This window comes from Gordonia sp. (in: high G+C Gram-positive bacteria), from assembly GCF_020438995.1.
Classification (GTDB): Bacteria; Actinomycetota; Actinomycetes; order Mycobacteriales; family Mycobacteriaceae; genus Gordonia.
Window position 1 is genome coordinate 1 of sequence record NZ_JAGQTN010000292.1, and the last position, 20,327, is coordinate 20,327.

The following is a 20,327-nucleotide window of genomic DNA, read 5'->3' on the forward strand; positions in this document are numbered from 1 at the left end:
GGCATACCAGGTGGTCGACCAGATCGAGCCGCCGACCGAAGAGGACGAGCAACGAACCGTCGTCGTTTCGCCGACGTATACGGTCAGCCCGACGCCGCGGCCGTCGGTGATCGCCGGTGCATTGGCGGCGGGGGCAGCTGTCGGCGCGGTTGTCGGGGGTCTTGTGCGGCGCTGAGTCGCCGGAGCTGTGCGAGTTGTCCACAGCCGGGTAAGTGGTCTCCGAAAATCAGCCGTTGCGGGCCGATACTGGTAGTCGTGACCTGGGAGGAGAATTACCATGACTGCTATGCCGACCGAAGCGTTGGGGTTACCACGAGGACGGGATCTGACGCGCGATGATCTCGATGCGATGCCCGATGACGGGTACCGGTACGAACTCATCGACGGAATACTCATCGTGAGTCCGGCACCCCGGCGCGTGCACCAGCGGGCCGTCGGAAACCTGTACCTCGCTTTGCGGCAGTCTTGCCCGGCGGACCTTGAAGTACTGTTGGCGCCGTTCGACGTCGCGCTCTCCGACGACACCGTGATGCAGCCCGATCTGCTGGTCGCGTCCCGCTCGGCCACCACCGAACGGGACCTGCCGTCGGCGCCGCTGCTGGCCATCGAGGTGCTCTCACCGTCGACGCGCAGTTTCGATCTGCTGCTCAAGAAGGATCGTCTCCGGCGCGCAGGCTGCCCACACTATTGGGTTGTCGATCCCGGCGAGCCGTCGATACTGGCCTGGGAACTCGCCGACGGCGAATACCGGGAGACGGCGCACGTCATCGGCGACGACACATTCACGGTGGAACAACCGCTCCCGCTGAGCGTGGTGCCGGCCGAACTCGGCAACTGAAAGCATTTCCACGCGGATGCCGAAAACAGAACGGCCCGTGGACGTTTCGGTCCGCGGGCCGCACTGGGGCTGAAGCGATGTGGGTCAGCGCGAGAACATCAGGGCGCGCTTGACCTCGGAGATGGCCTGGGTCACCTGGATACCGCGCGGGCAGGCGTCGGTGCAGTTGAAAGTGGTACGGCAGCGCCACACGCCGTCGACATCGTTGAGGATGTCCAGCCGCTCGACGGCGGCCTCGTCGCGGCTGTCGAAGATGAACCGGTGCGCGTTGACGATGGCGGCCGGACCGAAGTAGCTGCCCTCGTTCCAGAAGATCGGGCAACTGGTGGTGCAGCACGCACACAGGATGCACTTGGTGGTGTCGTCGAAACGTGCGCGGTCGGTCTGGCTCTGGATGCGTTCGTACGTCGGCTCGTTGCCCGAGGTGATCAGGAACGGCTTGATCGCCCGGTACGCGTCGAAGAACGGCTCCATGTCGACGACGAGATCTTTTTCCACCGGTAGGCCCTTGATGGGTTCGACGGTGATCGTCAGTTCTTTGGACGAGTCCTTGGGCAGGAAGTCCTTCATCAGCAGTTTGCAGGCCAGCCGGTTGACGCCGTTGACGCGCATCGCGTCCGAACCGCACACGCCGTGTGCACAACTGCGGCGGAAGGTCAGGGTGCCGTCGAGGTAGCCCTTCACGTAGAGCAGCAGGTTCAGCAACCGGTCGGTCGGCAGCGCCGGGACACGGAAGCTCTCGAAGCCCTGGGCGTCGGGGTTCTCCGGGTTGAAGCGGTAGATCTTCAGCGTGATCATGGTCGCTTCGGCCGGCACCGGGGGCAGCGGCGGCTCGTCGGAGCGCGCGGCGGGGTTGTCCAGGATTGCGGTCATCAGTACTTACGCTCCATCGGCTCGTAGCGAGTCTGAACCACCGGCTTGTAGCCCAACTCGATGTCGGAGGTGAGGTCGGTGCCCTTCTTGTACGCCATCGTGTGCACCATGTAGTTCACGTCATCGCGCTTCGGGTAGTCCTCGCGGGCGTGACCGCCGCGCGATTCCTTGCGATTGAGCGCACCGACGACGGTGACCTCGGCCATTTCCAGGAGGAAGCCGAGCTCGACGGCTTCGAGGAGGTCGGAGTTGAAGCGCTTGCCCTTGTCGTGCACGCGGACATGCTCGTAGCGCTGTTTGAGCGCACGCACACCCTCGAGTGCTCGGGTGAGGGTCTCCTCGGTACGGAACACCGATGCGTTGTCGTCCATCAGTTGCTGCAGTTCCCTGCGGATGTCGGCGACACGCTCGTTGCCGTGCTCGGAGAGCACTCCGGCGAGCCACTCGTCGACCATGGCCGTCGGGGCCTCGGGCAGCGGGACGAACTCGGCGGTGGCGGCGTATTCGGCGGCCGCGATACCGGCACGACGGCCGAAGACGTTGATGTCGAGCAGCGAGTTGGTGCCGAGGCGGTTGGCGCCGTGCACCGACACGCAGGCGCATTCGCCCGCGGCGAAGAGTCCGTGGACCACCTCGTCGTTGTTCCGCAGGACCTGGCCGTTGATCTTGGTCGGGATACCGCCCATGACGTAGTGGCAGGTCGGGTACACGGGGACGTACTCGGTGACCGGGTCGACGCCGAGGTAGGTGCGCGCGAACTCGGTGATGTCGGGCAGCTTCTCGTTCAGGACGTCTTCGCCGAGGTGTGTCACGTCGATGTAGACGTAGTCCTTGTTGGGGCCCGCGCCGCGGCCTTCGAGAACTTCCAGCACCATCGAGCGGGCGACGATGTCGCGGGGCGCGAGGTCCTTGATGGTGGGGGCGTAGCGTTCCATGAACCGCTCGCCGTCCACGTTGCGCAGGATGCCGCCCTCACCGCGGACCGCCTCGGAGATGAGGATGCCCAGGCCGGCCAGACCTGTCGGATGGAACTGGTGGAACTCCATGTCTTCCAGGGGAAGTCCCTTGCGGAAGATGATGCCCATGCCGTCGCCGGTCAGCGTGTGCGCATTCGACGTGGTCTTGTACATGCGTCCCGAACCGCCGGTGGCGAAGACGATCGACTTGGCGTGGAAGACGTGGATCTCACCGGTGGCCAGCTCGTAGGCGACGATGCCGGTGGCGGTCAGTTCGCCGTCCTCGTTCTCCGACAGGCACAGGTCGAGGGCGTAGAACTCGTTGAAGAACTCGACGTCGTGCTTGACGCAGTTCTGATAAAGCGTCTGCAGGATCATGTGGCCGGTACGGTCGGCGGCGTAACAGGCCCGTCGCACGGGCGCCTTGCCGTGGTCGCGGGTGTGTCCGCCGAAGCGGCGCTGATCGATGCGGCCCTCGGGGGTGCGGTTGAACGGCAGACCCATCTTCTCCAGGTCGAGCACCGCGTCGATGGCCTCCTTGGCCATGATCTCGGCGGCGTCCTGGTCGACGATGTAGTCGCCGCCCTTGACGGTGTCGAAGGTGTGCCACTCCCAGTTGTCCTCCTCGACGTTGGCAAGCGCGGCGCACATGCCGCCCTGCGCCGCGCCGGTGTGGGAGCGGGTGGGGTAGAGCTTGGTGAGCACTGCCGTGCGCGCCCGGGGAGCGGCTTCGATGGCCGCACGCATCCCGGCTCCGCCGGCGCCGACGATGAGCACGTCGTAGCGGTGTTCCTGCATAAGTCTTGGTCTCCTTTGTCCGACGCGCAGGGTCAGTCGACGCTGGCGACGTCGAAGGTGAGAAGGGCGTACGTGCCGAGAACCAGCACGAGCAGCATCGACAGGGCCAGCAGGACATTGAGCCAGAAGCGGGTCGAGTCCTTACGGGTGTAGTCGGCGATCACGGTGCGCACACCGTTACCACCGTGCAGCTGGGCCAGCCACAGCATGGTCAGATCCCAGATCTGCCAGAAGGGTGAGTCCCACCGCTCGGCGACGTACGAGGCGTCGATGCGGTGCACGCCGTCCTCCCACGCCAGCATGATGAACATGTGACCGAAAGTGAGGATGATCAGCGCCAGGCCGGAGAAGCGCATGAACATCCATGCGTTCTTCTCGAAGTTGCCGCCCTTGGGCTTGCGCGGGGAGCGCGGGTTGTCGAGGCTGGCCGGCCGGACGTGTTCTTTTTCGAGCGTCTTGGCCAGTTTCGGGCTTGCTGAAGTGGTCATGTCCGTCGGCTCCTAGAGCGAGTGCTGGATCAGGATCTGCAGGAGCCGGACAGTCATCGCGCCGAACAGCACGACGAACAGGCCGAGAATGCCCCACAGCATCTGCCGCTGGTACTTGGGTCCCTTGGCCCAGAAGTCGACCAGGATCAACCGCAGGCCGTTGAGCGCGTGGAACAGGACACACGCGACCAGGCCGATCTCCATCAGGCCGATGATCGGGGTCTTGTACGTCTCGATGATCTCCGAATACTTGTTCGGGTCGATACGGATGACCGCGGTATCGAGAACGTGGACGAACAGGAAGAAGAAAATAGTGACACCGGTAATACGGTGCAACACCCAGGACCACATGCCTGGATCGCCTCGGTAGAGGGAACGCTTACGCACCGGATCTGGTGCTACCTCGGTCGGCGTGCTCATCGGAAAGTTGGCCTCCAACACCGTCGATGGATTGGCTGGGCCGACTGCTCACGAAGCTGCGGGCGACCCATGCATGAGACTTTAAACCTATGCTGAGGCCATCGTTTAATTACCCGAACACATTTGAGAGACAAGATAACTCGAATTAGGTTTGCCTTACCAATGTCATCTATGACGTCGGGCTGGTCACATCCGGTCCGCGAAGTGATGTCGAGGAGGTTGTGATGGTCGGTACTGCCGAGTGGAAGACGTTGCGCGACAACGCAAGGATGATGATCGACAAGGCTTACGCACCGTATTCGAGATACCCGGTGGGTGCTGCCGCGATCACCGACGACGGTCGTGTGGTGTTCGGATGCAATGTGGAGAATGTCTCATACGGACTCACGATCTGCGCCGAGGTGACACTGGTGGCTCAGCTGGTGGCCACCGGCGGTGGGCGGCTGCGGGCCGTCGCGGTCTGTGACGCCGACGGGTCGCCACTGATGCCGTGCGGCCGGTGCCGGCAGGTGCTCCTGGAACACGGCGGGCCCGATCTGCTGGTCGACCACGCCGACGCCCCGCGCACCCTCGGCGAGTTGCTGCCCGACGCGTTCGGGCCGGCGGACCTGGATCGGATCACCCGGTGACGCCGGTCATCGACGCGGTGTCGGTCATCGCGGACAAACGCGACGGCCGCGAGCTGACCGACGAGCAGATCACCTGGACCATCGACCGGTACACCCGTGCCGATGGCGTCGCCGACGAGCAGATGTCGGCGCTGTTGATGGCAATCTACCTGCGCGGGATGACCGATCGGGAGATCGTCACCTGGACGCGGTCGATGATCGACAGCGGCACGCGGATGGACTTCGGCGGCCTGCGGCGCGCGGGCAGGCCGGTCGCGACCGTCGACAAGCATTCGACGGGTGGGGTGGGCGACAAGATCACCCTGCCGCTGGCGCCGCTCGTCGCGTCGTTCGGGGTGGCCGTACCGCAACTGTCCGGGCGCGGCCTCGGGCACACCGGGGGAACCCTCGACAAACTGGAATCGATCAGCGGCTGGCGGGCGGATCTCACGACGGCGCAGATGCATTCGCAGCTGGAGTCGGTCGGCGCCGTGATCTGCGCGGCGGGTGCCGATCTCGCGCCGGCCGACCGCAAGATGTACGCGCTGCGTGATGTCACCGGGACCGTCGAATCGATACCGCTGCTCGCCAGTTCGATCATGAGCAAGAAGATCGCCGAGGGAACCGGTGCGCTCGTACTGGACGTGAAAACCGGTTCCGGCGCGTTCCTTTCGTCGTCCGACGACGCGCGGCGGCTGGCTGAGACGATGGTCTCACTCGGCACCGCCGCCGGGGTGCGGACCACGGCCCTGCTCACCGACATGTCCACGCCACTGGGCCTGACCGCGGGCAACGCGGTGGAGGTGGCCGAGTCTCTGGAGGTGCTCGCCGGGGGCGGCCCGGCCGACGTCGTCGAACTCACCCTCGCACTGGCGCGGGAGATGCTGGTCGCCGCCGGGCTGCCCGACGCCGACCCCGCCGCCCACCTGGCCGACGGCAGGGCGATGGATACCTGGCGGTCGATGATCGCCGCACAGGGCGGCGACCCGGATGCCCCGCTGCCGGTCGCCCCACACGTGGAGGTGGTGCGGGCAGCGTCGTCGGGTGTGCTGACGAGCCTGGACGCACATGCGGTGGGGGTGGCGGCCTGGCGCCTGGGTGCGGGCCGGGCCGTGCCGGGCGCCGCGGTACAGGCCGAGGCCGGCGTGGTGCTGCACGCCAAACCCGGCGACGCGGTGGTCGCGGGAACACCCCTGTACAGCCTGCACACCCGGACGCCCGAGGCTATCGCCGGGGCCGTCGCCGCGCTCGAGGGTGCGGCCGTGATCGGCCCCATGGTGGTCGGTGCGGATCGGGATTCTCGCCCGCTCACCCGGCCGCTGGTGCTCGATCGCGTTACCGTCTGAGAGATGACGCCCCGACCACTCGATCCTCAGAATCTCGCCCTCGCCCCCAAAGCGCTTCTGCACGATCACCTCGACGGCGGGTTGCGGCCCGCGACGGTCCTGGAGCTGGCCAGCGACTGCGGCTACACCGAACTGCCCGCCGACGACGCGGAGTCGCTGGCGACGTGGTTCCGGGAGGCCGCCGACAGCGGTTCGCTCGAACGGTATCTGGAGACGTTCGCGCACACGGTGGCGGTCATGCAGACCGCTTCCTCCCTCGAACGGGTCGCGCGCGAATGCGTCGAAGACCTGGCGGCAGACGGCGTCGTGTACGCGGAGGTCCGGTTCGCACCCGAGCAGCATCTGGAGAGTGGGCTGACCCTCGACGAGGTGGTGGAGTCGGTGCTGGCCGGCTTCGCCAAGGGCGAGGTGGACGCGGCCGGACAGGGTCGGCCGATCGTCGTGCGTTGCCTGGTCACCGCGATGCGCCACGCCGCGCGCTCGCGCGAGATCGCCGAACTGGCCGTGCGATTCGCCGGACGCGGCGTCGTCGGCTTCGACATCGCCGGCGCGGAGGCCGGCAATCCGCCGACGCGGCACCTCGACGCATTCGAGTACATGCGTGCCAATAACGCCCGGTTCACGATCCACGCCGGTGAGGCCTTCGGGCTGCCGTCGATCCACGAGGCGCTGGCCCACTGCGGGTGCGACCGGCTCGGCCACGGCGTCCGCGTCATCGACGACATCACGCTGCCACCGGGCCTCACCCCGGCGGCGCACTCCTTCGACGGTGCGGTGCTCGGGGACATTGCGGCGACGGTGCGCGACAAACGGATTCCGCTGGAGTTGTGCCCGAGCTCCAACGTACAGACCGGCGCGGTACCGTCATTGGCCGAGCATCCGTTCAATATCCTTGCGCGCCTGCGTTTCCGGGTCACCGTCAACACCGACAACCGGCTGATGAGCGACACCAGCATGAGCAACGAGTTCAAGGTCCTTGTCGACCACTTCGGTTACGGCTGGGCCGATCTGGAGCGCTTCACCGTCAACGCGATGAAGTCGGCGTTCCTGCATTTCGACGAACGTATCCGGATCATCGACGAGGTCATCAAACCCGGATACGCCGTCCTCCTCGGCTGAGACTCAGTTCTTCTTGATGAGCCGGGCCTCGAAGTCGTGCTCGAGAGCCCGCCACGCCTCCGACTCGTTGTCGAACGGACCCGAGGGTGCGAGCCGCTTGGGGTCGGGATTGATGGCGTAGTCGACGAACCAACCGAGCGGCGTGGACGAACCCAGCGCCTCGCTGACAGTATCGTCGTCGCCGAAATCGGCTGCGTCGGTGAAGAGTTCGACGGCGAGGTCGAGCTGGTTGCGGTCGATGCGGCGGGGGCCGTCGGCGATGTCGGTGGCCAGGCCGGTGAGCACGTACACGTTCTCGTCGATGACGTCGAACTCCAGGGAGCCGTCGGTGGCCTCCACCCGAACACGGTCGAAGGTGGTCACGTCGAGCAGGTCGTGGTCGTTGCTGTCGGCGAGAAACTTGCTCAGCACCCGCGGTGAGGTGAACACGAAAATCTTGCCGTCGGCGCCGAGGAACACCGGATCGTCGCCGAGATAGCAGCGCAACGTCAGGTACTCGTCGTTGCCGGTGACGATCCGGATGGGGTCGATGCCGACCTGCGCCCACAGGCTGTCGTCGTCGTAATCGTCGGCGTCGTCCTCGGCGGCGTCATCGTCGTCGGCGCCGCTTTCAACCCGCTCGAGTTCGTCATCGACCGGTTCGTCCTCGTCCTCGGCGGAGGCGGCGGCTTCGAGCTCGGCCTCGGCGACCGCGACCGCTCCGGGGTCGACGGGCGGCTTGGTGAGCACGCCGTCGATGGCGTCGACGACGTCGTCCCAGTGCTTGGCGATGAGCCGGCCGATCCGCACCCACAGGTCGACGCCGTCGCGGCCGACGAAGTTGCGGGTACCGGTGGTGACCGCGCCCAGGATGGGGTTGCCGTTGAAGAACTTGGTGACGACGTTCAGCTCGCACACCTCACCGAGGATGCGGACGATCTCGAGTGCGTCCTCGAGCTCGGCGATGACCTCGGGGGTGGGGTCTTCGGCGGCGAGTTCGGGCACGCCGACGAGGTCGTAGGTGTGCCGGTCGTCGGGCAGCAGCTCGTCGGCGGACACCTGCTTGAGGGTTTCCCAGGTGGGGTGGTCCTCGAGGTCGTTCTCGGCGCCGGACCTGATGAACGCCGCCAGTTCGGCGACGCCGGGCAGCCCGTACAGATCCTCCTCGAGCCCGAGGAAGGCTTCCCACTCGTCGTCACCCTCGCGCCAGCGTGGCGCCCAGAGGGTGAAGACGTTTCCGTTGGTCAATCCGAGTTCGATGGGGACGATGTCTCCGGCCATGAGCAGAAAGCCTAACGCTAGAGGTGGGCAGCGCGTCACCATGGTAGGTCACGACCCGCATTTTCAGGTGACACGATAGAAGCCCTCGAAGGTCTGGCCCGCGTTGGTGGTGCGCAGCGGGGTCACACCGACGGGATCGCCGCCGGTTTCGACGAGCTGGCCGTTGCCGATGTACATGGCGACGTGGCCGGACCAGACGGCCAGGTCGCCGGGCTGTAGCTCTGCCTGCGAGATCTGCCTGCCGGCGGTGTCCTGGTCCTGTGCGAGGCGGGGCAGTTCGACACCCGCCTGCCGGTAGGCCCACTGGGTGAAGCCGCTGCAGTCGAATCCGGCCGTGCTGGTTCCGCCCCACACGTACGGGGTGCCCTGCCGGCCGAGTGCGGCGGTGACGGCGGTCGCGGCCTTCTGGTTGGGTGCGTAGGCGACGGAGCCGTCGGGGAGGGTGATCGGGATGCCCGACCCGGTGGCGCGGGTGTGGGCGGCGGTCGCGATGGTCGGGGTGTCCTGCGAGGCCGTCGTCGTGGGTGTCCGACGGTTCGTTCCGGTCGTCGGTGTCGTCGGTGTCGTCGTTGTTGCCAGCGTCGTCGGTGTCGTCGGTGTCGTCGGTGTCGTCGGGGTGTTGGTGGTGACGGGTGTGGTCGTGTTCCGGGCCGGTGTGATCGCGGTCTGGGTGGTTGTGGGTGTGCTGCCCGTCCGGGTTTCGGCGGATTCGGTGGTTGTGCGGCTGAGCGCCCACAGCCGGGCTGAATCGGATTCCAGTTGCGTGCGCGTCTTTTCGACGATCTGGATGCCGCGGTTGACGTGATCGATCGCGACGGGCACCAGCAGTGTGAGCCCACCGACCGTCAGGGCGTTGCCGCCGAGCGTCGACGCCGTGCGGCCGAAGGAGTCGACAAGTGCGTCGAGTTGCTTTGCGGCGGTGGCGATCTTGCCTGCGGCATCGTCGACGATGGTAACGATGGAGTCGGTGTCGGTGGTGAAAGTCGTTGCGGCGGTGCTGGTGGCCTTGATCTGAGTGGCCATGTTCCGGGCGCCGTCACCCGACCACGACTTGAGGACGGTCGTCGTCGCGGCAGCCGAGTTCTTCTCCGCTTCGGCGAGATTCTGTGCGGTGGTGCGCAGCCTCGCGACCGGATTGTCCGCGGGCAGCACGCCGGTGCCGAGGGCATCGACGAGTGTGTGCAGGGGTGCGATCAGCAGGTTGATCATCGCAGGGACAGCTCCTTGTCGGCGCCGCCGGCCTTGGTGGTCGTGACGGTCGTCGTCGTTGTCGTTCCAGTGGGGGATGTCGTGGTGGTCGATGTCGTGGTGGTCGACGGGGATGTCCCGTCGGGAGTGGCCCCGTGTGAGGTGACCTTGTCAGGTGTGGAGCCGTGGGAGGAGGCCTTGTCGCTGGTCGTCACCGTCTGCGCGGCGCTGTTGTCGGTGGTGACATAGGTGCCGGCCGCAGTCCCCGACTGGCTGCCGATCGTCGCGTGTTTGTCGGCGATCGCGGTGACCTCCGTCGACTTGGCGTCGAGCACTCCAGTGAGGACGGTGAGGAAGTCGGCGCCGATGATGCCGAACGTGGGCGCGAGTTCGGCCGCAGCCGAGTCTGTGCTGGTAGCGGAGCTGCGGATCTCGCCGGCGATGGTGCTCTGTTGCTGGGCGAAGCGGCTGATCGCGGCCGGGTCGGCCTGAACCTGGGTGTTCGTCATGGGAGTCTGACGCAGCGGAAGCCCGTTTGGTTCCATCGAATTTTTGTTCGATGAATAGTTCGTGTTCCCCCACGCGGAGCGGTGTTGTCCGAACTAAGGTGATGCCCATGGATCTGCAGATCGTCAGTCACCCGCTCGCGGCCGTCCGGCTGACCACCTTGCGTGATAAGCGCACCACCAATGCCGAGTTCCGGCAGGCGTTGTCGGCGTTGACGAAGATGCTGGTCTACGAGGCGCTGGCGTCGGCACCGGTTGAGGACCTGCCGATCGAGACGCCGGTCACCGCGTGCACGGGCCGGCGGCTCAGCGCTCCGCCGCTGTTCGTCCCGGTGCTGCGGGCCGGGCTCGGGATGGTCGATCAGGCTCATGCGATGGTGCCCGAGGCCAATCTCGGATTCATCGGCATCGCCCGCGACGAGTCGACGGCCAAACCGGTCCCGTATCTGGCATCACTGCCCGACGACCTGTCGGACATCCCGGTGTTCGTACTCGACCCGATGCTCGCCACCGGCGGCTCGATGCTGCACGCCATCGACCTGCTGGTCGAACGAGGCGCCCAGAACATCACCGCCGTCTGCGTAGTAGCAGCCCCCGAAGGCGTCACCGCCCTGCAAAACTCCGGCCACCCGTTACGCCTGGTAGTCGCCGCAGTGGACGAAGGCCTCAACGACGCCTACTACATCGTCCCCGGCCTGGGCGACGCCGGCGACCGCCAATACGGCCCCCGCTGACTTCCCGCGCAACCGTTTCTTTCACCGCTGAGCGGATCCGTTTGGTGCGCAAGGAAAGCGTTGAGCGGGAAGGCTATTGGTGAAGGAGGCCTTCAGTCAGGATGGTGAGTTGGTGGGCGATGGGGGCGTGGGTGGTGTGGTGGGTTCCGATGTACATGCCTGCTTCGTTGAGTGCACCCAGGAGTAGCTGGGCGGACAGGAGTGGGTCGACGTCGTCGCGGAGATCGCCGTCGTCGGCGCACCGCCGGAGGATGTCGGCGATCAGGGTCAGTGATCGGCCGCCGTCGAGGGAGCGCCAGCGTGACCAGCCCAAGGCGGACGGCGCTTCGACGAACACGATCCGGGTGGTGCGATCGTCGGCGGCGAGGGCGTCGAGGATGACGGGTCCGAGTGCGGTGAGCTGAGCCCGGGCCGGTTCGACGCCGGACAGTCCGGCGACGACGCAGTCGACCAGTTGGCCCTCGATGTCGCCGAACACCGCCTCCATGACCTCGGTCATGTTGGCGAAGTGGTGGTAGAGGGCGCCGCGGGTCACGCCCGCAGCCGCGCACAGGCCGGTGGTGGTGACCGACGAGAACCCGTCGTCGCAGAACAAGCGGGTCGCGACATCGAGGAGGCGCCGGCGGGTCGCGAGGGCCCGGGTTTGCCGGAGTGTCGGTCCGGGTACATCTGGTGGCACGCCCTCGAATGTACCTTGACATACAAGATGCATGTGACATTCACTATGTATGTGAAAACTTCCGATATCGGTTCACCGTCCGGCGGCCAGTCCCTCACCTCGTGCGAGGCCGAAATCCGCATTGTCTCGGGGACATTGGTCGCCAAGGCGCTCGGCAACTACAAGGTGGGCTGATGCTGTCGATGAAAGCTGCCTGCGAACTATGTTCCGCAGCACTGGAACCGGCCGGAGCAGCGTGGATCTGCTCTTATGAATGCACCTATTGCGACGAGTGCGCGCAACGTGTGGGCACCTGCCCGAACTGTGCGGGTGAGCTCGTCCCGCGGCCACGCCGCACCACGGGTGCGACCGCCATCGCGACACGTCTGCCGGCTCGGCTGGCCAGGAACGTCGGGCGCCTGCTCGGGCGGTAGTTCGGCTACACGGCCACCGCGGACCAGCGGCCGGCCGTCCGGCGCACATCGACGGGGTGGTCGAAGCAGGTGCTGATGGTCGCGGACGTGAGTGCCTCATCGACGGTGCCTGCGGCGACGGTCTTTCCGTCGCGCAACAGCAGGGCGTGGCTGGTGCTGGCGGGCAGATCCTCCAGGTGGTGGGTCACCAGAACCGTTGCGAGCGTGGGTACTTCGGCGCGCAGCAAGTCGATGCCGGCGAGCAGCTTCTCGCGGGCGGCCAGGTCGAGGCCGGTGGCCGGTTCGTCGAGCAGTAGCAGTGGGGGTTGCGGCATCAACGCCCGGGCGATCAGGGTGCGTCCCCGTTCACCTTGACTCATGAACGGCCACAACGAGTCCCGGCGCTCGGTCATTCCCAGCATCGCCAGCAGCGCATCCGCGTGGGCGTGTTCGGCATCGGTGTAGTTGTGCCGATTGTCGAGTTCGGGGGTGTTGGTCAGGCCGGTGAGCACCACCTGGTGCGCCGACAACGGAATGTCGATACGCCAGCGCGGATCGACGTGCCCGATGTGGGTGCGCAAGGCGCGCATGTCGACCCGGCCGAGCCGGTGGCCGAGCACGTCGACGGTTCCACGGGTGGGGAATCCGCGCGCGCCCAGCATCGTCATCAGCGTCGACTTGCCCGCGCCGTTCGGGCCGAGCAATGCCCAGTGCTCGCCGGGCAGTACCCGCATGCTGACGTCGTCGAGCAGCAGGCGGCCGCTGCGCACGACGTCGAGGCTGACGGCGTCGAGTATCGGTTGACGTGCCATGTTTACGCGACGGCTACTTCGACCAGTAGGCGATGGCGGGTTCGTCGGCGATGGTGGTGCCGTCCTGGCGGATCACCAGCCCTGACGGGGTGACGAAGTACTCGTACGATCCCGATCGTGCGATGAAGTATTTGCCTTCCTGCGTGGGGAAGTCGATGTGCTTGAGGTTTCCGTCGGCAACGCCCTTGTAGTACAAGCCGCCTGCCTCACCGACCCGGCAGATGATCACCCGAGAGCGGTTGGTGCGCAGGATGGCGATCGCGGGATCGTCCGCGGCATCGCAGCGCGGTCCGTCGGCGAAACCCTGCCAGTCGGCGCCGGGAACGGTCGGCGACGGGCGATCGGTGACCGTCGTGGTCGTGCCGGGCGGCGGGGTGAGGGTCACCGTCTGTGTGCCGACCGGCTGCGTGGACTGGCCGTCCTGCGACGACGTGACGGTGTGGGTGGTGATACTCGTGCCGGGAGTCGCGACGGGATCGTCGTCGTCGCCGGACGGAATGAGCAGGACCGCGGCCAGGATTCCGCCGACCACCAGCAGGACACCGGCGGCCGCCGCCACCAGTACAACCGGCGACGCCCAGGGTGACCGTTCCGGCGCCGGATAGCCCCCACCGGAATAGCCGCTCCCGGGAAACCCCTGCTGATAGCCGTCGCTCTGTTGCCCGTAATACGGTGACTGGTCACCCTGGAACGCCGGGTATCCGTTGCCGTGCTGATCTGCTGGTCCGCCGGTTGTCATGTCCCGATTATGTCTGCCGACCCGCGGACAGGCATCGCCCATGCCGGTGAACGTGCAACTTCACGTTCGGGCGGGAGTCGCACGGGCACGGCGCGTGCCGGGCGATATTGTCTGTGCATGCCTTTTCTGAACGCCGACGGCGACATCTACGAGCTCTACCTCGGCACCGAGGGGGTCGAACTCGACCCGGACAACCCCGAGAACCGGTTCGGCCTCGAGTGGATCGAGACCGTGACCGGTCTACTCGACGAGGCCGCCGCCAACGCGAAGGGCCTGGTGATCACCGCGACCGGCAAGTACTTCACCAACGGCCTGGACACCGACTACGTCGCCGCCAACTACGCGCAGCTGCCGGCCTACCTCGACGCGGTGCATGCCCTGTACGCCAAGCTGCTGACGCTGCCGGTGCACACCGTCGCGGCGATCAACGGCCACGCCTTCGGTGCCGGAGCGATGCTCGCGTTGTGCGCCGATGTCAGCGTCATGCGCGACGACCGTGGCTTCTGGTCACTGCCCGAGGCCGCGTTGTCGATGCCGTTCACCCGGGGCATGGCCGCGCTGGTGCGCACGAGGCTCAGCGACGCCGCCGCCACCGAGGCGATGCTGACCAGCCGCCGCTACGGCGCCCACGATGCGGCCGCGGCCGGGATCGTCGGCGAGGCCGTGCCCGTCGATCAGTTGCTGGAGCGGGCACGTGCGGTGGCCGCCGAGCGGCAGCACATCGCCGGACCCAACATCGGGGTGATCAAGAAGGGGCTGCGTGCACCGCTGCTCGCCGACCTGGCGGTGGTCACGCCGGCGACAGTGTTGTGACCGGGCCATCCGGCTCGGCGGTGATCGACGGTTGGCTCGCCGCCAACCGCGAGAAGCTGGTCGCCTGGCGGCGGCAGATCCATGCCCACCCCGAGTTGTCGCGGCAGGAGGTGGTCACCACAGATCTGGTGATGGCCGAGCTGTCCGCTCTCGGCCTGAAGCCGCGGCGCCTGCCGCTCGGGACCGGTGCGGTGTGCGATCTGGGGCCCGAGTCCGACACGAGGATCGCGTTGCGCGCCGACATGGATGCGTTGCCGATCACCGAACACACCGGTCTGCCGTTCAGTTCCACCGTCGACGCCGTCTCCCATGCGTGCGGGCACGATGCGCACACGGCGATGCTGCTGGCCACCGGTGCGTTGCTGGCCGGTGTCGACGACCTGCCGGTCGGGGTGCGGCTGATCTTCCAGGCCGCAGAGGAGGTGATGCCGGGCGGTGCGCTCGACGCGATCGACGCCGGCGTGCTGGCCGGGGTGAGCCGGATCTTCGCCCTGCACTGCGATCCGCGGCTGCCCGTCGGGTCGGTGGGTCTGCGGGCCGGAGCGCTGACCTCGGCCGCCGACCACGTCGACATCACCTTCCACTCCAAGGGCGGGCACACGTCCCGGCCGCACCTGACCGCCGACCTGATCTACGCCATCGGGACCGTCATCACCGGGCTGCCCGGCGTGCTGTCGCGGCGGGTGGATCCGCGGTCGGGGACCGTGATGGCGTGGGGGTCGGTGCATTCGGGCAGTGCTCCGAACGCCATTCCGCAGGAGGGCCGTCTGCGCGGTACCGTCCGTACCGGGGAGCGTGAGATCTGGGTGGAACTGGAACCGTTGGTGCGCAGTATCATCGGCGAGCTGGTCGCTCCGCTCGGGGTGCAGTACGACCTCAACTACTTCCGGGGTGTGCCGCCGGTCGTCAACGACGAGGTGGCTATCGCCACGTTGTCGACGGCGGTCAGCGCTGTGGGCCCGAATGCCGTTGCCGACACCCCGCAGTCTCCCGGTGGCGAGGACTTTTCCTGGTACCTCGAACACGTGCCCGGCGCGATGGGCCGTCTCGGGGTGTGGGACGGACTCGGCCCGCAGGTCGACCTGCACAGCCCCAACTTCCGCATCGACGAGCGCGCGCTCGACGTCGGGGTGCGGGCGCTCGCGGGCGTCGTCCTGGGGGTGTGAACCTAGAGTTCGCCGGAACCGGGACCCACGTTGCGTGATTCGCGCAGCCGCAGGTTCTGGACGTAGTCGGCGGGAGCTCCCGCGATCTCCGCAGCCTCGGCCATCACGCCGAGATACCGCGCCGACGGCAGGCCGCCCTCGAAGGCGTCCATGACGTACAGCCATGCCAGGACCGGTCCGTCGGCGGTGTCGATGCGGGCCCGGACCTTGCGGTGGATCCCGAGTTCGGAACCCTCCCAGCGGTCGAGGGTCTCCTCGTCCTCTCCGGTCACGTCGTAGAGCACGACGAACACCCGCGCGTCCGGATTGTCCCGATCCTCGGCAACCGTCGCGAGGGCACCCTCCCAGCCGATGTCGCCGCCGGCGAAGGTGAGCCGCCAGCCGTTGAGCCAGCCCGTCCCCGACATGGGCGAATGTGGTGCCCGTTCGGCCATCTGCTCGGGGTGCATATTCGACCCATACGCCGCGTAAGTCGGCACGTCGTCCTCTCCGCCCGCGCCCTGACGACACCCAGGGTCCGGCTCCTCGTCCTGCCTCGGACCACGCAACGATGGTCCGCCGACCAATCCTAGTGGCCCGTGCCGGATACGTGTCGGATAAGGACTGTGATCCGGGCCGTATGCCCCTGTTCGGTTTGCGGGACGATCTACAGTCGTGGCTGTGTCCCCATCGACGGTGCAGGCTCCCGAACAGACCGCGCAGGCCGTCATGGACGCGCTGTCCCGGATCGCTTCACCCGAACGCGCGGCAAGCAGCGCCCGCTTCTTCAAGACGGGGCCCGGCGAGTACGGGGAGGGCGACCTGTTCGTCGGCGTCACCGTTCCGGACCAGCGCAAGGTGCTGCGATCGTTCCGGAATCTGCCGCTCACCGAACTCACGAGGCTGATCGACTCCCCCTTTCACGAACATCGGCTGTGTGCGGTGATCGGTGCGACCGAACGCTTTCGCCGTGGTACCGGCGAGCGGGAGGCCATCAGCGGCTGGTACCTGGATGCGGCGTATCGAGGACGTATCAACAACTGGGACATCGTCGATACGTCCGCGGGTCCGATCCTCGGCGGATTGCTGTATGACCGTCCGCGTGGTCTGCTGTTCGAACTCGCGCGTAGCACCGGCGGCGGACCGAATGATCTGTGGCTGCGGCGGATCGCCATCATCGCCACGCAGGAGTTCATCAATCGGGGCGATGCGTCGACGACTCTTGAACTCGCCCCGATCTACCTCGACTACCCGGATGACCTGTTACAGAAGGCGACCGGCTGGATGCTGCGCGAGGTGGGCAAGCGCGTCGATCGTGATCTTCTGATCGGCTTTCTCGACGAGTACGCGGCCCGGATGCCACGCACAATGCTCGGCTATGCCGTCGAGCACCTGACCGTTGAACGACGCCGGCACTACCGTTCGCTGAAGAAGGAATGTTGAGCGGGCCGTTTCGGTCGCGGACACCCGGTGCCGACCACTAAGTTGGTACCCGGAGCCCGGCCGACGCTCAGCCCGGCCCGGACCGCGTCTGCGCTGTCCTGGTGAGAAATGCTGTCGGCCAGAACAGGAGTGACGACGTGACCAATATCGTGATCATCGGTGGGGGACCGGCCGGCTATGAGGCGGCGCTGGCCGCGGCGGCGTACGGCGCCGACATCACCGTGATCGATTCCGACGGCATTGGTGGCGCCTGTGTGCTGTGGGATTGTGTCCCGTCCAAGACGTTCATCGCCTCGACCGGCATCCGCACCGAGATCCGCCGGGCCGCGGACCTCGGTATCAGCCTGGAGACCGACCACACGACGGTGGCGCTGTCGCAGATCCATCAGCGGGTGCGTGATCTGGCCTTCGCCCAGTCCGCCGACATCAGGTCTCGGCTGATCAGCGAGGGTGTCCGGCTGGTGTCGGGGTCGGCGCGGCTCGAACCGACACAGACCGGGGTGCGTTCGCACAACGTCGTCGCGACGCTGGCCGACGGAACAACCGAAACCTATTCCGGCGAGGTGATTTTGATTGCGACCGGCGCCTCGCCCAGGATTCTGCCCGACGCTCAGCCCGATGGCGAGCGGATCCTCACCTGGCGTCAGCTGTACGACCTCGATGAGCTACCCGAGCATCTGATCGTCATCGGCTCGGGTGTGACCGGCGCCGAATTCGTACACGCTTACACGGAATTGGGCGTCAAGGTGACGCTGGTGTCCAGCCGCGACAGGGTGCTGCCGCATGAGGACGAGGACGCCGCACTGGTCCTCGAAGACGTCCTCGCCGAACGCGGCGTCGACCTTATCAAGCATGGCCGTGCGGACAAGGTTGTCCACGAAGGTGATTCGGTCACTGTGTATCTGGCCGACGGTCAGCAGGTGGTGGGCTCGCATGTGCTGATGACGGTCGGTTCGGTGCCCAACACACAGACGCTCGGGCTGGACGAGGCCGGTGTGGAAACCGATCGCGGTGGCTACATCACGGTCGACCGGGTCTCGCGCACGTCGGTGCCGGGCGTGTACGCGGCCGGCGATTGCACCGGGCTCTTCCCGCTCGCGTCGGTGGCCGCCATGCAGGGCCGCATCGCAATGTACCACGCGCTCGGTGAGGGTGTGAGTCCCATCAAACTGAAAACCGTTGCGTCGGCGATCTTTACGCGTCCGGAGATCGCGAGTGTCGGGGTGTCGCAGAAGGCGATCGACGCCGGCGAGTACCCTGCCCGAACCGTGATGCTGCCGCTGGCCACCAACCCGCGCGCCAAGATGAGCGGGCTGCGCCGCGGCTTCGTCAAGATCTTCTGCCGCCCGGCCACCGGCGTGGTCATCGGCGGAGTCACGGTGGCCCCCAACGCATCCGAGTTGATCCTGCCGATCGCTCTCGCCGTACAGAACAAGCTCACCGTGAGTGATCTGGCGCAGACGTTCTCGGTGTACCCGTCGCTGTCGGGGTCCATCACCGAGGCCGCCCGGCAGTTGGTCCGCCACGACGACCTGGACTGACCGGGCCGGTGGCTCCTCACCAGGGCGTGTCTCCCATGTCCCTTTGCACGGTCTCGACGGCCCACTGCACGCCTGGCCGCGTTGTCGTCGATCAAACTATCCCGTCGCTGCGCTCGCCCGGCACGGTAGCGCCGCTACCGCTCTCTCCTCCGCCTTGCCAGCCGCACAGCGGATCCGCCGATACCGCACAGTGGATATGGGAGACACGCCCTAGACTTACAATTCCGCACCCTACTTCACGGTGTGGAATTGTCAGTTCGGGGAGGAACTGTGAGCAGAATCGATCATCTCGGTAGCCGGATGACCGGGCTCGTCGACGAGCTGGACAAGGGTGACGTGGCGGCCTGCACCAACCTGCTGATCGTGGCGGTCGTCGACGGCACCGGCGTCGACGATCTTGCCGAGGTGCGGGACACGCTGGCGCAGTGGCGAACTCACGGTGCACTGCCCACGGGCCTGCGCATCGAACTCGACGCCGCCCGCATCCGCGCCGAGTTCACCGCCCACACCTGCCGCCAGAACGACGACCCCGCGGGTCAGCTCGCTGCGTTCTGCCGGGCCCGCGCCCTCGACTGCCTCCTGCGCGCCACCATCCCGGGACTGTCCCGGGAAGCGTTCACCGAGGTCGTCTACGAGGCCGCCGCGGCGATCGGCCGCGAGGCGGTGAGCGCAGCGTTGTCGGAGTATGTTCCCGCCTGACTGTGCGGTTGATCCCGGAAACCGGGACAGATCGCATGTTCAGGCGGCTGACAGTCGTCGACGTGTGGAGAGGACGGCATCGACCGTCTCGTCGGGGCGTTCGAGCAGATCGGCCCAGGTGAAGTTGAGGACCGTCCAGCCTGACGTGACCAGTGCGTTGCGTCGTCGCCGGTCGTGCTGGAACGCCTGGATGTCACGGTGCCAGCCGAAGCCGTCGATCTCGACGGCCAGCTTGATATCAGGAAACGCGAAGTCGACGAGGTAGCCGTCGACCGGATAGTTGGCGATCCATCCACGCACGCGTGCTTTGCGGAACAGTCTGATGACGACTCGCTCGGCTTCGGATCGGGCGCCCGAGCGAAGGAGCGTGAGTAGCCGGGAGATCGTCGCGATCCCCCGGCGGCCCGGGTATCTGTGGTGTGCGGCGTCGAGGCTAGAGAGAGTGACGAAGCCTTGGAGCAGCGCGGAGTCGATGACCGAGACTCCGAGCATGAGGGCGGCATCGAGGACGGTGACATCGCGTGCGGTCACCGACAGACCGTCGACGACGGTGACATCGCACGGGTCGAGACGTCGATGACGCACCACTGCCGTCGGTGACGCCCTCCCGAACCTGCCGCACGTATCGGAGAACACCAGATGCTTACGCGGAACGTCATCGACGATGCCCAGCCACCATGCGGCCGCATGGCCGCCGAGTACGGCGTCGTCGCTGATGGACAGCGCGGCGATCCGCGCTTGTGCCCGGTCCGACCTGTGGTGTCCCGCGACGAGATACACCCCTTGGGTGACGGCGACCCACGCTCCCGACGACAGTCGTCGGCCGATAGCCGATGTGCTGAGGAACCCCCGCGCCTGCCGAGCACTGAGAACCCCGTCGTGCCTGATGATGAACTCGTTCAGATCCATGGGAGTCTGACGCAGCGGACA

23 protein-coding genes and 1 pseudogene are annotated in these 20,327 nt (G+C 66.7%); 12 read left to right on the forward strand and 12 right to left on the reverse strand.

The annotated features are described in order from the left end of the window. Positions 1-277 precede the first annotated feature (277 nt). Positions 278-838 (forward strand): Uma2 family endonuclease, encoded by a 561-nt coding sequence (locus tag KDB67_RS20600; protein WP_291020084.1) that lies wholly within the window; start codon positions 278-280, stop codon positions 836-838. Positions 839-922: 84 nt separating this feature from the next. Here KDB67_RS20600 and KDB67_RS20605 read toward each other — a convergent pair whose 3' ends face one another. The 4 genes from KDB67_RS20605 to sdhC are packed head-to-tail and all read right to left on the reverse strand — an operon-like array spanning position 923 to position 4,373. Beyond that, positions 923-1,711, reverse strand: coding sequence for a succinate dehydrogenase iron-sulfur subunit (locus KDB67_RS20605; protein ID WP_291020086.1), 789 nt, complete (start codon positions 1,709-1,711; stop codon positions 923-925). Next, the gene (sdhA, locus tag KDB67_RS20610) at positions 1,711-3,465 is read right to left on the reverse strand and encodes a succinate dehydrogenase flavoprotein subunit (protein WP_291020088.1); all 1,755 of its coding nucleotides are present in this window, start codon (positions 3,463-3,465) and stop codon (positions 1,711-1,713) included. The genes KDB67_RS20605 and sdhA overlap by 1 nt, the downstream gene beginning before the upstream one ends. 32 nt (positions 3,466-3,497) lie before the next feature. After that, complete coding sequence (locus tag KDB67_RS20615) at positions 3,498-3,953, reverse strand: succinate dehydrogenase hydrophobic membrane anchor subunit (protein ID WP_291020090.1); 456 nt, start codon at positions 3,951-3,953, stop codon at positions 3,498-3,500. A 12-nt stretch (positions 3,954-3,965) separates the two neighbouring features. Continuing rightward, positions 3,966-4,373, reverse strand: coding sequence for a succinate dehydrogenase, cytochrome b556 subunit (gene sdhC / locus KDB67_RS20620; protein WP_291020092.1), 408 nt, complete (start codon positions 4,371-4,373; stop codon positions 3,966-3,968). Positions 4,374-4,597: 224 nt separating this feature from the next. Between sdhC and KDB67_RS20625 the strand changes: the two genes are divergently transcribed. From KDB67_RS20625 to KDB67_RS20635, 3 genes are read left to right on the forward strand one after another with little or no spacing between them, the layout of a single operon-like run. Further along, the gene (locus tag KDB67_RS20625) at positions 4,598-5,002 is read left to right on the forward strand and encodes a cytidine deaminase (protein ID WP_291020093.1); all 405 of its coding nucleotides are present in this window, start codon (positions 4,598-4,600) and stop codon (positions 5,000-5,002) included. Further along, entirely contained in the window at positions 4,999-6,327 is a 1,329-nt protein-coding gene (locus KDB67_RS20630; protein WP_291020095.1) for a thymidine phosphorylase, read from the forward strand. Before KDB67_RS20625 ends, KDB67_RS20630 begins: the two co-directional genes overlap by 4 nt. A 3-nt stretch (positions 6,328-6,330) precedes the next feature. Then, entirely contained in the window at positions 6,331-7,446 is a 1,116-nt protein-coding gene (locus tag KDB67_RS20635) for an adenosine deaminase (RefSeq protein ID WP_291020098.1), read from the forward strand. 3 nt (positions 7,447-7,449) lie between these two features. Here the strand turns inward: KDB67_RS20635 and KDB67_RS20640 are convergent, their stop codons facing one another. The 3 genes from KDB67_RS20640 to KDB67_RS20650 form a co-directional block, all read right to left on the reverse strand. After that, a complete protein-coding gene (locus KDB67_RS20640) occupies positions 7,450-8,706 on the reverse strand; it encodes a primosomal protein (protein WP_291020101.1) in 1,257 nt (418 codons plus the stop codon). Between the two features lie 63 nt (positions 8,707-8,769). Then, positions 8,770-9,915 carry a C40 family peptidase gene (locus KDB67_RS20645; RefSeq protein ID WP_291020103.1) on the reverse strand — a complete coding sequence of 382 codons (1,146 nt, stop codon included), beginning with the start codon at positions 9,913-9,915 and terminating at the stop codon, positions 8,770-8,772. Beyond that, positions 9,912-10,403, reverse strand: a complete 492-nt coding sequence (locus tag KDB67_RS20650) for a type VII secretion target (protein ID WP_291020106.1) — start codon at positions 10,401-10,403, stop codon at positions 9,912-9,914. The genes KDB67_RS20645 and KDB67_RS20650 overlap by 4 nt, the downstream gene beginning before the upstream one ends. Positions 10,404-10,510: 107 nt before the next feature. Here KDB67_RS20650 and upp point away from each other — a divergent pair, with 107 nt between their 5' ends. Further along, entirely contained in the window at positions 10,511-11,134 is a 624-nt protein-coding gene (gene upp, locus KDB67_RS20655) for a uracil phosphoribosyltransferase (RefSeq protein WP_291020108.1), read from the forward strand. Positions 11,135-11,207: 73 nt separating this feature from the next. Here the strand turns inward: upp and KDB67_RS20660 are convergent, their stop codons facing one another. Beyond that, complete coding sequence (locus KDB67_RS20660; RefSeq protein ID WP_291020110.1) at positions 11,208-11,813, reverse strand: TetR/AcrR family transcriptional regulator; 606 nt, start codon at positions 11,811-11,813, stop codon at positions 11,208-11,210. A gap of 84 nt (positions 11,814-11,897) precedes the next feature. Between KDB67_RS20660 and KDB67_RS20665 the strand changes: the two are divergent. Then, positions 11,898-11,987, forward strand: a pseudogene (locus KDB67_RS20665) (PaaI family thioesterase); the annotation flags it as partial. 8 nt (positions 11,988-11,995) lie between these two features. Further along, positions 11,996-12,226 carry a DUF1272 domain-containing protein gene (locus tag KDB67_RS20670; RefSeq protein WP_291020165.1) on the forward strand — a complete coding sequence of 77 codons (231 nt, stop codon included), beginning with the start codon at positions 11,996-11,998 and terminating at the stop codon, positions 12,224-12,226. A gap of 5 nt (positions 12,227-12,231) precedes the next feature. On the opposite strand, the gene KDB67_RS20675 is transcribed toward KDB67_RS20670, so the two are convergent. After that, complete coding sequence (locus tag KDB67_RS20675; RefSeq protein WP_291020113.1) at positions 12,232-13,017, reverse strand: ATP-binding cassette domain-containing protein; 786 nt, start codon at positions 13,015-13,017, stop codon at positions 12,232-12,234. Between the two features lie 13 nt (positions 13,018-13,030). Continuing rightward, positions 13,031-13,756: a hypothetical protein gene (locus KDB67_RS20680; protein WP_333716547.1), complete on the reverse strand. Its 726-nt coding sequence runs from the start codon at positions 13,754-13,756 to the stop codon at positions 13,031-13,033. A 117-nt stretch (positions 13,757-13,873) separates the two neighbouring features. Here KDB67_RS20680 and KDB67_RS20685 point away from each other — a divergent pair, with 117 nt between their 5' ends. Then, positions 13,874-14,569, forward strand: a complete 696-nt coding sequence (locus KDB67_RS20685) for an enoyl-CoA hydratase/isomerase family protein (protein ID WP_291020115.1) — start codon at positions 13,874-13,876, stop codon at positions 14,567-14,569. Next, a complete protein-coding gene (locus tag KDB67_RS20690) occupies positions 14,566-15,735 on the forward strand; it encodes an amidohydrolase (protein WP_291020117.1) in 1,170 nt (389 codons plus the stop codon). The genes KDB67_RS20685 and KDB67_RS20690 overlap by 4 nt, the downstream gene beginning before the upstream one ends. A 2-nt stretch (positions 15,736-15,737) precedes the next feature. On the opposite strand, the gene KDB67_RS20695 is transcribed toward KDB67_RS20690, so the two are convergent. Continuing rightward, the gene (locus tag KDB67_RS20695) at positions 15,738-16,214 is read right to left on the reverse strand and encodes a gamma-glutamylcyclotransferase (protein ID WP_291020119.1); all 477 of its coding nucleotides are present in this window, start codon (positions 16,212-16,214) and stop codon (positions 15,738-15,740) included. Positions 16,215-16,395: 181 nt separating this feature from the next. On the opposite strand from KDB67_RS20695, the gene KDB67_RS20700 reads away from it, so the two are divergent. The 3 genes from KDB67_RS20700 to KDB67_RS20710 all read left to right on the forward strand — a co-directional run bounded on the left by KDB67_RS20700 (position 16,396) and on the right by KDB67_RS20710 (position 19,397). Next, a complete protein-coding gene (locus KDB67_RS20700; protein ID WP_291020121.1) occupies positions 16,396-17,157 on the forward strand; it encodes a DNA alkylation repair protein in 762 nt (253 codons plus the stop codon). A 137-nt stretch (positions 17,158-17,294) separates the two neighbouring features. Next, positions 17,295-18,698 carry an NAD(P)H-quinone dehydrogenase gene (locus KDB67_RS20705; protein WP_291020123.1) on the forward strand — a complete coding sequence of 468 codons (1,404 nt, stop codon included), beginning with the start codon at positions 17,295-17,297 and terminating at the stop codon, positions 18,696-18,698. A 270-nt stretch (positions 18,699-18,968) separates the two neighbouring features. Beyond that, positions 18,969-19,397 (forward strand): hypothetical protein, encoded by a 429-nt coding sequence (locus KDB67_RS20710; protein WP_291020125.1) that lies wholly within the window; start codon positions 18,969-18,971, stop codon positions 19,395-19,397. Between the two features lie 39 nt (positions 19,398-19,436). On the opposite strand, the gene KDB67_RS20715 is transcribed toward KDB67_RS20710, so the two are convergent. Continuing rightward, positions 19,437-20,306 carry a DUF559 domain-containing protein gene (locus KDB67_RS20715; RefSeq protein ID WP_291020128.1) on the reverse strand — a complete coding sequence of 290 codons (870 nt, stop codon included), beginning with the start codon at positions 20,304-20,306 and terminating at the stop codon, positions 19,437-19,439. Positions 20,307-20,327: the final 21 nt, after the last annotated feature.

Bases quoted from the DNA above. Each gene is read 5' to 3' on its own strand.
- KDB67_RS20600 (WP_291020084.1), top strand. From the start codon at position 278: ATGACTGCTATGCCGACCGAAGCGTTGGGGTTACCACGAGGACGGGAT.
- KDB67_RS20645 (WP_291020103.1), bottom strand. From the start codon at position 9,915: ATGATCAACCTGCTGATCGCACCCCTGCACACACTCGTCGATGCCCTC.
- KDB67_RS20675 (WP_291020113.1), bottom strand. From the start codon at position 13,017: ATGGCACGTCAACCGATACTCGACGCCGTCAGCCTCGACGTCGTGCGC.
- KDB67_RS20650 (WP_291020106.1), bottom strand. From the start codon at position 10,403: ATGACGAACACCCAGGTTCAGGCCGACCCGGCCGCGATCAGCCGCTTC.
- KDB67_RS20670 (WP_291020165.1), top strand. From the start codon at position 11,996: ATGAAAGCTGCCTGCGAACTATGTTCCGCAGCACTGGAACCGGCCGGA.
- KDB67_RS20640 (WP_291020101.1), bottom strand. From the start codon at position 8,706: ATGGCCGGAGACATCGTCCCCATCGAACTCGGATTGACCAACGGAAAC.
- KDB67_RS20615 (WP_291020090.1), bottom strand. From the start codon at position 3,953: ATGACCACTTCAGCAAGCCCGAAACTGGCCAAGACGCTCGAAAAAGAA.
- KDB67_RS20680 (WP_333716547.1), bottom strand. From the start codon at position 13,756: ATGACAACCGGCGGACCAGCAGATCAGCACGGCAACGGATACCCGGCG.
- upp (WP_291020108.1), top strand. From the start codon at position 10,511: ATGGATCTGCAGATCGTCAGTCACCCGCTCGCGGCCGTCCGGCTGACC.
- sdhA (WP_291020088.1), bottom strand. From the start codon at position 3,465: ATGCAGGAACACCGCTACGACGTGCTCATCGTCGGCGCCGGCGGAGCC.
- KDB67_RS20625 (WP_291020093.1), top strand. From the start codon at position 4,598: ATGGTCGGTACTGCCGAGTGGAAGACGTTGCGCGACAACGCAAGGATG.
- KDB67_RS20635 (WP_291020098.1), top strand. From the start codon at position 6,331: ATGACGCCCCGACCACTCGATCCTCAGAATCTCGCCCTCGCCCCCAAA.
- sdhC (WP_291020092.1), bottom strand. From the start codon at position 4,373: ATGAGCACGCCGACCGAGGTAGCACCAGATCCGGTGCGTAAGCGTTCC.
- KDB67_RS20685 (WP_291020115.1), top strand. From the start codon at position 13,874: ATGCCTTTTCTGAACGCCGACGGCGACATCTACGAGCTCTACCTCGGC.
- KDB67_RS20715 (WP_291020128.1), bottom strand. From the start codon at position 20,306: ATGGATCTGAACGAGTTCATCATCAGGCACGACGGGGTTCTCAGTGCT.
- KDB67_RS20605 (WP_291020086.1), bottom strand. From the start codon at position 1,711: ATGACCGCAATCCTGGACAACCCCGCCGCGCGCTCCGACGAGCCGCCG.